Source organism: Azotosporobacter soli (assembly GCF_030542965.1).
Lineage (GTDB): Bacteria > Bacillota > Negativicutes > SG130 > SG130 > Azotosporobacter > Azotosporobacter soli.
Window position 1 is genome coordinate 41,975 of the sequence record NZ_JAUAOA010000025.1, and the last position, 9,287, is coordinate 51,261.

8 protein-coding genes and 4 tRNA genes are annotated in these 9,287 nt (G+C 49.2%); all 12 read left to right on the forward strand.

Going from position 1 to position 9,287, the window contains the following annotated elements:
* The first annotated feature begins 14 nt into the window (after positions 1-14).
* The 12 genes from QTL79_RS16070 to tnpA all read left to right on the forward strand — a co-directional run bounded on the left by QTL79_RS16070 (position 15) and on the right by tnpA (position 9,246).
* Entirely contained in the window at positions 15-572 is a 558-nt protein-coding gene (locus QTL79_RS16070) for a Fe-S-containing hydro-lyase (RefSeq protein ID WP_346355979.1), read from the forward strand.
* Positions 573-750: 178 nt separating this feature from the next.
* On the forward strand, positions 751-1,365 hold the full coding sequence (locus QTL79_RS16075; protein ID WP_346355980.1) for a succinate dehydrogenase/fumarate reductase transmembrane subunit: 615 nt from the start codon (positions 751-753) through the stop codon (positions 1,363-1,365).
* A gap of 25 nt (positions 1,366-1,390) precedes the next feature.
* The gene (sdhA, locus tag QTL79_RS16080; protein WP_346355981.1) at positions 1,391-3,148 is read left to right on the forward strand and encodes a succinate dehydrogenase flavoprotein subunit; all 1,758 of its coding nucleotides are present in this window, start codon (positions 1,391-1,393) and stop codon (positions 3,146-3,148) included.
* 3 nt (positions 3,149-3,151) lie between these two features.
* Entirely contained in the window at positions 3,152-3,904 is a 753-nt protein-coding gene (gene sdhB, locus QTL79_RS16085) for a succinate dehydrogenase iron-sulfur subunit (protein WP_346355982.1), read from the forward strand.
* A 176-nt stretch (positions 3,905-4,080) separates the two neighbouring features.
* Positions 4,081-4,157: transfer RNA gene (locus QTL79_RS16090), tRNA-Pro, on the forward strand.
* A gap of 14 nt (positions 4,158-4,171) precedes the next feature.
* A tRNA-Gly gene (locus QTL79_RS16095) sits at positions 4,172-4,245 on the forward strand.
* Between the two features lie 5 nt (positions 4,246-4,250).
* A tRNA-Arg gene (locus QTL79_RS16100) sits at positions 4,251-4,327 on the forward strand.
* Positions 4,328-4,480: 153 nt separating this feature from the next.
* Positions 4,481-5,080, forward strand: a complete 600-nt coding sequence (gene kapD, locus QTL79_RS16105) for a 3'-5' exonuclease KapD (protein WP_346355983.1) — start codon at positions 4,481-4,483, stop codon at positions 5,078-5,080.
* A gap of 172 nt (positions 5,081-5,252) precedes the next feature.
* A complete protein-coding gene (gene cysK / locus QTL79_RS16110; RefSeq protein ID WP_346355984.1) occupies positions 5,253-6,188 on the forward strand; it encodes a cysteine synthase A in 936 nt (311 codons plus the stop codon).
* A gap of 78 nt (positions 6,189-6,266) precedes the next feature.
* Positions 6,267-6,343 (forward strand) — tRNA-Arg (locus QTL79_RS16115).
* 293 nt (positions 6,344-6,636) lie between these two features.
* Positions 6,637-8,601, forward strand: coding sequence for a methyl-accepting chemotaxis protein (locus QTL79_RS16120; protein WP_346355985.1), 1,965 nt, complete (start codon positions 6,637-6,639; stop codon positions 8,599-8,601).
* Positions 8,602-8,775: 174 nt separating this feature from the next.
* Complete coding sequence (gene tnpA / locus QTL79_RS16125) at positions 8,776-9,246, forward strand: IS200/IS605 family transposase (RefSeq protein WP_346353254.1); 471 nt, start codon at positions 8,776-8,778, stop codon at positions 9,244-9,246.
* Positions 9,247-9,287: the final 41 nt, after the last annotated feature.

Genomic DNA, 9,287 nt, shown 5'->3' on the forward strand with positions numbered 1-9,287 from the left:
GGAGGAACAGAATAATGCCAGAAGTGAAACGTATTATTACTCCCTTGACGGAAGACGTCTCCCGTTCCCTGAAAGCTGGCGACACTGTACTGATTTCCGGCACGATCTATAGTGCCCGTGACGCGGCTCATAAGGTGATGACTGAAGCATTGGACCGTGGCGAAACCTTGCCGGTCGACTTCACGAATCAGATTGTTTATTATCTTGGACCGTCCCCGGCTAAACCGGGTCGTCCGATCGGTTCGGCCGGTCCGACTACCGCCGGACGTATGGATGCGTATACGCCGAAAATGATCGAACAAGGCCTGAAAGGCATGATCGGCAAAGGCTATCGCTCCGATGCGGTCGTAGACTCGATGAAGAAGCATGGTACGGTGTATTTTGCAGCGATCGGCGGCGCAGCCGCTTTAATTGCAAAAACCATTAAAACGTATGAAGTGCTCGCGTATCCTGAGCTTGGCGCGGAAGCGCTGGCTAAATTGACGGTAGAAGATTTCCCTGCGATTGTAGTTATCGATTGCGAAGGCAATAATTACTACGAAGAAGGGCAAAAACCTTACCGTAAAATTTAACGAAGCAACGGCCGGCTCTCTGCGACAATGCTTGTTGCGGCAAAAGCGCAGGGGGCTGGCATCACTTTTCTTGCTTCGCTTAAGAGGAAAAAACAAATTTATGTCGAATAAACCTTATCTGTCGGTCGGCGTTGATACGCCGTAATATGGACTGACAAATTTTATAGGAGGTAAAAGCATGCGCAACATGGATTTCTGGATTCGCCGTATTCACTCTCTATTAGGGTTGGTCGCCGTCGGGGGGTTCTTATTGGAGCATATCTATACGGTCTCGACAGTGATGGCTGGTCCTGCTGTATTTGACAAAAATGTAGCAGCACTCGCGGCTATGCCGTTCCTTGTTCCAATTGAAATCATCTTTATCGGAGCGCCGCTCGCATTCCATGCGATCTTTGGCGTTATCTATGCACTGAAAGCTCGCAACAATCCTACTAGCTATGGTTATTGGAACAACTGGATGTTTTGGCTGCAACGCATGACTGCGTACATTGCATTCGCATTCATTCTGTACCATGTATGGACCCTGCGTATTGTGGGCAAAGCAATGGGACATCAGCTGATCGGCTACAATTTCATGCATAATATATTGGCAGACCCAATTGTTTATGCAGTCTACTGTCTCGGTTTGTTGGCTTCCATTTTCCATTTCACCAATGGTCTGTGGGCGGTTGCCATCACCTGGGGTATTACGGTTGGACCTCGTGCACAACGTCTCGTAAGCGTCGGCACCATGGCTCTTTTCGTACTCATTTCCAGCGTCGGTCTCACTGCGTTGAGCCATTTCGTGAAATAATTAAGCAATAAGGGAGAGAACCTACGTGAAAAAGAAGATTATTGTAGTTGGCGGCGGCTTGTCCGGCCTGATGGCTACCATGAAAATCTGCGAAGCTGGCGGCGAAGTAGAATTGTTTTCACTCTGTCCGGTGAAGCGTTCTCACTCCGTATGTGCCCAAGGCGGCATTAATGCGGCTATGAATACCAAAGGCCAAAATGACTCTACAGCGGAACATTTCGACGACAGCGTCTATGGTGGTGACTTCCTCGCCGACCAAACCGCTGTTAAAGGCATGGTCGAATCGGCGCCGAAACTGATTGAAATGTTTGATCGCATGGGCGTTACGTTTACCCGTACGGCAGAAGGTCTGTTGGATCTGCGTAACTTCGGCGGTCAAAAAAATAAGCGTACCTGTTTCTCTGGTGCAACGACTGGTCAACAGCTGCTGTACGCGCTCGACGAGCAAGTTCGTCGTTATGAAACAAAAGGCTCGGTCAAAAAATTCGAAGGCTGGGAATTTTTGAAGATCATCAAGAATTCCGCCGGCGAATGCCGCGGCATGTTGGCGCAGAATATGGCGACGATGGAAATCGAAGCGTTTGCTGCTGATGCGGTTATCCTCGCAACGGGCGGCCTGGGTCTGGTCTTCGGTAAAAGCACGAACTCGACAATTTGCACCGGTGCTGCTGCAGCTGCCGTTTACCAACAGGGCTGCGCACTCGGCAACAGCGAATTCATCCAAATTCATCCGACCGCTATTCCTGGCGACGACAAACATCGCCTGATGTCTGAGTCGGCACGCGGTGAAGGCGGCCGGGTTTGGACGTATAAAGACGGTCAACCGTGGTACTTCCTGGAAGAAAAATATCCGGCATACGGCAACTTGGTGCCGCGCGATATCGCGACCCGTGAAATCTTCCATGTCTGCGTAGACTTGAAATTGGGCGTCAATGGCGAAAACCAAGTGTATCTTGACCTGTCGCACATTGACAGCGACTATCTGAACCGTAAATTGGGCGGCATTCTGGAAATTTACGAAGAGTTCGTCGGCGACGATCCTCGCAAAGTTCCGATGCGCATCTTCCCGGGCGTTCATTATTCGATGGGCGGCATTTACGTAGATCGTCATCATCGCACCAACATTCCGGGCCTGTTCGCGTCCGGCGAGTGCGATCACCAGTACCATGGCGCAAACCGTTTGGGTGCGAACTCGTTGCTGTCGGCAGCTTACTCCGGTACGGTTTCCGGTCCGAGCGCGATGAAATGGGTATCTTCCGAACAAGAAGGTCCTGCATTGACGGAAGCGGAACTGAAAGCGGCGAAGGAAGCGGAAGTTGCTGCCTTTGACAAGCTGATGAGCATGAACGGCAGTGAAAATGCATACCAACTGCACAAAGAGCTGGGCGACGTGATGTTGGAAAACGTAACGATCGTTCGCGTAAACGAAAAATTGCAAAAAACCGACGAAAAGCTGCAAGAACTGCTGAAACGTTGGGATAATATCGGTCTTTGCGATACGGGCCGCTGGGCTAATCAGGAAGCTATGTTTGTGCGTCAACTGCGCGGCATGATCCTCTTAGCGCGTGCGATCACGCTGGCCGCCTTGAATCGTAATGAAAGCCGCGGCGCGCATTACAAGCCGGAGTTCCCGGATCGTAATGACGCAGACTGGCTGAAGACTACCGTCGCGAAGTTCAATCCTGCAACTATGGCGCCTGATCTAACATATGACGAAGTGGACATTTCTCATATCAAACCGCGTCCGCGTCGCTATGACGTTGTCAAGGAGGTTAAGAAATAAATTATGAGCAATCAAAAAACAGTTCATTTTATTATTGAACGCCAAGATTCTCCGACGAGCGCTCCTTACACGGAAGAATTTGTTCTGCCTTACCGTCCTGCGATGAATGTTGTTTCTTCGCTGATGGAAATTCAAAAGAATCCGGTAACCAAAGACGGCAAGAAAACCACTTCCGTCGTTTGGGAATGCAACTGCCTCGAAAAAGTCTGCGGCGCTTGCATGATGGTCATCAACGGTAAGGCGCAACAAGCTTGCGCGGCGCTGATTGATCATTTGCAACAGCCGATCAAACTGCAGCCGGCCAGAACGTTCCCGGTCGTGCGCGATTTGATGATCGATCGCGGCGTGATGTTTGAAAGCTTAAAAAAGGTTAATGCCTGGGTGGAAGTGGACGGCACTTATCCGGTAGGTCCGGGGCCGCGTCAAAACCCGAAGACGGCTACCGAGGCTTATGAGATTTCGCGCTGCATGACTTGCGGTTGCTGCATGGAAGCCTGCCCTAACGTGAACCGTGGTTCCGAATTTATCGGACCTGCGCCGATGGGCCAGGCACACCTCTTCAATCTGCATCCGATTGGCGAATATCAAAAAGAAGAACGCATGGAAGCTTTGATGGAAAAAGGCGGTCTCGCCAGTTGCGGCAACAGCCAAAACTGCGCCGAAGCCTGCCCGAAAGACATCAAACTGACCACTTATATTGCCAAGCTGAATCGTGCGGTGAACAAACACGCGATCATGAGTCTGCTGGACAAATAAGAATACGATGTTTGACCCCCACAATGGCTTTGCCTGCTGTCGGGGGTCTTTCTTCTTTTAAACGGAGTTTGGCTGTAAAATCGACTGGAGAAGTGGAGTTGCAGCGGAAATAAGAAAAAAGTTTATAAAAGTAGTTGACGATAAAATGTTATGGTGATATAATAAATCTTGTCGTTCGGGGCGTGGCTCAGCTTGGTAGAGCACCTGGCTTGGGACCAGGGGGTCGCAGGTTCGAATCCTGCCGCTCCGACCATCCTTATAAAATGTGCGGGTGTAGCTCAATGGTAGAGCCCTAGCCTTCCAAGCTAGCCACGTGGGTTCGATTCCCATCACCCGCTCCATTTTTGCGCCTGTAGCTCAGTTGGATAGAGCAACGGCCTTCTAAGCCGTGTGTCGAGCGTTCGAATCGCCCCAGGCGCACCAAATTTAAAATCTCCGGTTCTAGCGTTGCTAGAGCTTTTTTTGTTTGTAAAGATCTTCTTGCGCCTTGCATTTTGGGAAGACATGACACTGGGAGAAGGGGCGCATGAGGAATGATAGAAGATAAGAAGCTTTGTTTATAAAGGAGAGAAAGTTATGGCGCAGGAGATAAACAAAGAGCGGGACTTTTTAGTGATGGATTTTGAATTTACTACGCACAAAAGCATGATCGGTAAGCCCAGGGCTTTTTTCCCGGAGATCATTGAGGTTGGCGCGGTACGCACCGCGGCGCCGGAATTTTTACTGACAGAGACGTACCAAAGCTTTGTCAAACCGCGCTTTTTTCCGCGTTTGACGCAGGAGTGCAAAGACATTGCCATGATAAGCCAGGCGGATGTGGATGGCGGTCAGACGCTCGAGGAAATGATCACCGCCTTGCATAAACTCTACGAACCGGGCAAGACGCTCTTTGTCGCCTGGGGCGAGGCGGATCGTCAAGTCTTATTGGAACAATGCCGTCGGTATAAGATTGACTATCCGTTTGTTGAAGAGGACTATCTTGATTTAGCGGTCGCTTATAAAGAGTTTTACGACTTGCCCAGACGGCATTCGTTGAAACACGCGATCGAGGAACGGGAACTTGAAAGCCATGGCTTTTGGCATATGGCGATCAACGATGCGGTGAATACGGCCAAGGTATTGCAGCATTTGATTGCTGCAGGCTGGCGCTGGCAAGAACCGGAAGTTGCTTTGTAAGCATCTTCCGGCTCTTTTTATGTGAGCGAAGATATTTCTGGGGAGATGCGTAAGCGAAGTTTTTGTGTTTACAGGATTTTTCCAGCTGAAAGGGAATATAGGATAAGAGATAGACTGCCTGGCGAAAAACGATGGGGATGAAGCGGAGACTTAAAAACGAAAGGAGCAGACTATGAAAGTATATGAAAATATCACGCAACTGGTTGGCAACACGCCGCTGCTGGAATTGAAAAATTTCGCCGCGCGCAATGCCTTGAAAGCAAAGGTATTTGCAAAATTGGAATATTTTAATCCGCTGGGCAGCGTTAAGGACCGCGTAGGGTATGCGATGGTAAAAGCAGCGGAAGAAGAGGGGGTTTTGCAACCGGGTGGTGTATTGGTGGAACCGACCAGTGGCAACACTGGGATTGGTTTGGCGTTCATGGCGGCGGTGCGCGGTTATCGTCTGATTCTGACGATGCCGGAAACGATGAGCGTGGAACGGCGCAATCTGTTGAAGGCGCTTGGCGCTGAAATTGTTTTGACGCCCGGAGATAAGGGGATGAAAGGAGCCATTGCCAAGGCGCAGGAATTAGTTGACGCGCATCCGGGCGCGGTGATGCCGCAGCAGTTTAAAAATCCGGCGAATCCTGAAATCCACCGCAAGACGACTGCGGAAGAGATCTGGCGTGATACCGACGGGCAGGTAGATGTGTTTGTCGCTGGCGTCGGAACAGGCGGAACGGTCACTGGCGTTGGCGAAGTCTTAAAAGAGCGCAAGCCGGCAGTGAGGATTGTCGCGGTGGAGCCGGCCGATTCTCCGGTCCTGTCGGGCGGAAATCCGGGAGCGCACAAGTTGCAGGGAATAGGAGCAGGGTTTGTTCCGGAAATATTGAATGTCAAAATCATTGATGAGATCATTCAAGTTCAGGCGATGGATGCGTTTAAGAGGGCGCAGGAACTGGCGAAATGCGAAGGCGTTCTGGTGGGTATTTCGAGCGGCGCCGCTCTTCATGCAGCTGCTCAATTGGCGGCTAAAGAGGAGTATGAAGGGAAACGCATTGTCGTATTGTTTCCGGACGGTGGTGAACGTTATTTGTCAACGGCGCTATTTCAGGAAGATGACTAAGAAAAAGAAGATAAAATGAAATAAAGTTATTGACAATATAAGCTAAAAAGAATATAATCAGCAAGTAAGTTATTCAATGGCTCCGTAGCTCAGCTGGATAGAGCGTTTGACTACGAATCAAGAGGTCGCAGGTTCGACTCCTGCCGGGGTCACCATTGAGATGTAAAGGTCTGCAATTGCAGACCTTTTTTGCTTTTTACAAAAGGTAATTAAGGAAAATATTTACAAAAACAACAGCCTGCGATATTATTGAATTAATTATTATAGAAAGTGAAGAATATTTTTGCTACACTTATGCGGCTTTTTTGCTATACTATAAGGAGGAAAAATGCCTTTAATGTATAATAATCTATAAGTCTGAAAAAAACGATAAAGAACGAGGTTGAATTTTAGGCTTAGGCTGTGAGAAAAATTGCCTTGAAAGATGAAGCAGAGGGGGAGTTCGTTTATGGGAAGCAACAGCTTAAAGAGTCGGTTAGTGTTATTATTTATCTTGTTTGCATTGATTCCGGCGGCGATTGGAGGCGCTATCAGCGCTTATCTGAATTTATCATCGACAAAAGAAGCTTCTGTGCGCAGCAATGGAAATGTGGCGGAACAGGTGGCGGCGCATGTCGAGTTGATGGTAGACGATTCGCGAGGTTTAGTGGAAGGGTTGGCGGCATCTTCAACGGCGAAAGCGATGGATGCGGCAGCTTTGAAGGAAACGGTTTTGGCCATACAAAAAGCGAACCCGCAGTTTGAGCTGATCTATGTAATGGATGTGACGGGCATGCAGATCGCCAAAACATCTGGAGCACTGGGGCCGCGTGGCGATCGACCTTATTTTAAAGAAGCGGCCAAGGGAAGCACGTTTATCACGGATGCCTATATTTCTACCGCGACTAATGCACCGACAGTAACGGTTGCGTCGCCGATTAAAAACGCCAGCGGCGCCGTCATTGGCGTATTCGCTGCGGATATCAGCCTCAAATCCTTTGCCGAACTGACGGGTTCGATAAAGATCGGGCAAAAGGGATATGTTGAAATCGTTGACAACAAGTCAATTTTATTGGCTTACCCCGACTCCGAAAGAGTCATGAAACGCGACAGCATTGATAAATTGGATTATGCGCGCAAACTGACGGAAGGAAAGAGCGGTTGGTCCGAAGGTGATTCGAGTCGCGGGGATAAGACATTAGCCAGCTATGCCGCTATTAAATCCCTGGGCTGGGGCGTTATTGCGCATGAACCAAGTTCAGAAATAACGGCTGCAGCGCTTGCCTCAGTCAAGGCCCTGGCGATTGTTTTGTTGTTATGCTCAATTTTGGCGATCATCACCGCGCTTTATATTGCTAAGGGAATTGCCGAGCCGATGCAAAAAGTTGTCGGCGTTGTTGAAAAAATCGCTGCCGGAGATCTGGCTGTCGACTTGAAAGCGAGAGGCGTGCAGGAAGTCAATCAGTTGGTCGACGGGATCAATCACATGACGCAATCACTGCGCGATATTATCCGCCACACGACGGGCGTCTCTGAATCGGTGGCTGCGGCGTCTGAGGAACTGGCCGCGTCGGCGGCTGAAGTCGGCAAAGCTTCGGAAGAAGTGGCGCAAACGATCCAGCACGTCGCGACCGGTGCAAACGACCAGGTGAATTTGTCAGAACGTTCCAGCCGTGTGATGCAAGAAATGCTTACTTCGATTTCCGATACGGTCAGTGCGGCAGGACGTGTGGCCGCTGTTTCCAAACAGAGCGAACAAGCAGCGGAGAGCGGCATTTCACGCATTGAGCAGGCGGTCAATCTGATGCAGGCTATTCATTCGGATGTGGACTCCACCGCGAAAATGATTCATGCACTTGGTGAAAAATCGCGGCAAATCGGCCAAATCGTCGAAGTAATCACGAATATTGCCGGACAGACGAACTTATTGGCGTTGAATGCCGCTATCGAAGCGGCGCGCGCCGGCGAACAGGGGCGCGGTTTTGCGGTCGTGGCCGATGAAGTGCGTAAGCTAGCTGAACAGTCGGAAGAGGCTGCGAAAGAAATTGCACAGATCATCGGTGCGATTCAAAGTGAAACGGTTCAGAGCGTGAATGCGATGGATCGGGGGAATAAGCAGGTCGCCCAAGGCGTCGAAGTGGTTGCTTCTTCGGGGGAAGCGTTTAATGAAATTTACCAGGCGATTAAGCAAATGGGCTCAGAAGTACAGGCGATTGTCGGTTTGATGGAACGTCAGCAGCATAGTAGTGCGGAAGTCGAGCGTTCTTTTGGCGGTATTGCCGATTCGGCGCGTTTGAACGCCGCAAGTTCGCAGGAAGTGGCTGCAGCCAGCGAAGAGCAAAGCGCTGCCGTTCATGATATTGTCCAAGCGGTCGATAATGTGGCGCAGATGGCTGAATCGATGCAGGTTTCGGTCAACCGCTTCAAATTATAGTTGCATGGAAAGCCCGGCAAAATGTCGGGCTTTCTTTTTTTGTATAAAGAAAACCACGCGCTAGGCGTGTGGTTCCGGAAAGCTTATAGCTATAAGTAGAAAAGAAAAGCCTCCTTTGCTAGAATAAATGCAGGTTTGCCGACCGCATAAACTAACAAAGGAGGAGTATCCAAAATGGATAACAGCAGTTTAGCACACACAAAATGGAAATGCAAATACCATATAGTTTTCGCACCGAAATACAGAAGACAAATCATATATGGGAAAATAAAAAGTGATATCGGAGTTATACTGAGAAAGCTATGCGAACATAAAGGTGTTGAAATTATAGAAGCAAGTGCTTGCCCGGATCACGTTCACATGTTGGTAAGCATACCGCCGAAAATAAGCGTGTCAAGTTTTGTGGGGTATCTAAAAGGAAAGAGTTCATTAATGATATTTGATAGGCATGCGAACTTGAAATATCGATATGGCAATCGACAGTTTTGGTGTAAAGGATACTATGTAGATACAGTAGGTCGAAATAAAAAAGCAATTGAAGAGTATATCAAAAATCAGTTAAAAGACGATGTGATCGCCGAGCAACTTACTTTGAAAGAGCTAGTTGACCCGTTCACGGGTGAGCCAGCAAAAAAGTCGAAATAAGACCCCTTTAGGGGTAGACTGAAAAGGCTATGCGGTTGGCG

Excerpts from the sequence above, each read along its gene's own strand:
- QTL79_RS16120 (WP_346355985.1), top strand. The coding sequence starts at position 6,637 with ATGGGAAGCAACAGCTTAAAGAGTCGGTTAGTGTTATTATTTATCTTG.
- tnpA (WP_346353254.1), top strand. The coding sequence starts at position 8,776 with ATGGATAACAGCAGTTTAGCACACACAAAATGGAAATGCAAATACCAT.
- QTL79_RS16075 (WP_346355980.1), top strand. The coding sequence starts at position 751 with ATGCGCAACATGGATTTCTGGATTCGCCGTATTCACTCTCTATTAGGG.
- cysK (WP_346355984.1), top strand. The coding sequence starts at position 5,253 with ATGAAAGTATATGAAAATATCACGCAACTGGTTGGCAACACGCCGCTG.
- sdhB (WP_346355982.1), top strand. The coding sequence starts at position 3,152 with ATGAGCAATCAAAAAACAGTTCATTTTATTATTGAACGCCAAGATTCT.
- QTL79_RS16070 (WP_346355979.1), top strand. The coding sequence starts at position 15 with ATGCCAGAAGTGAAACGTATTATTACTCCCTTGACGGAAGACGTCTCC.
- kapD (WP_346355983.1), top strand. The coding sequence starts at position 4,481 with ATGGCGCAGGAGATAAACAAAGAGCGGGACTTTTTAGTGATGGATTTT.